1 protein-coding gene is annotated in these 324 nt (G+C 55.9%); it reads left to right on the top strand.

Annotated features, from left to right (window positions below; all coding sequences use genetic code 11):
* The coding region (lptD, locus tag ACTHSP_RS23290) for an LPS assembly protein LptD (protein ID WP_440347153.1) at window positions 1-324 on the top strand (324 nt) is incomplete at both ends.

Below are 324 nucleotides of genomic sequence, written 5' to 3'. Positions count from 1 at the left end.
CTCAACAGTTTCAACGGTCAAAGCGGCCGCAATGTCAGCCGCGTCCTGCCGATTATCAACGTCGACAGCGGCCTGACTTTCGAGCGCAGGGCCCGGCTCTTCGGCGGGGAATACCTGCAAACGCTTGAACCGCGCCTGTTTTACAACTACATTCCGACCAAGTCCCAAAACGACCTGCCTAATTTTGACAGCTCCGAAAACAGCTTTAGCTACTCGCAACTGTTCCGCGAAAACCTGTATTCGGGCAACGACCGCATCAATTCGGCCAACAGCCTGACGCTGGCCACACAAAGCCGTATCCTCAACCCCAACACCGGTGCGGAA

It is taken from the genome of Neisseria sp. P0001.S005 (assembly GCF_051963715.1).
This window is presented reverse-complemented; position numbering and strand designations above follow the sequence as displayed.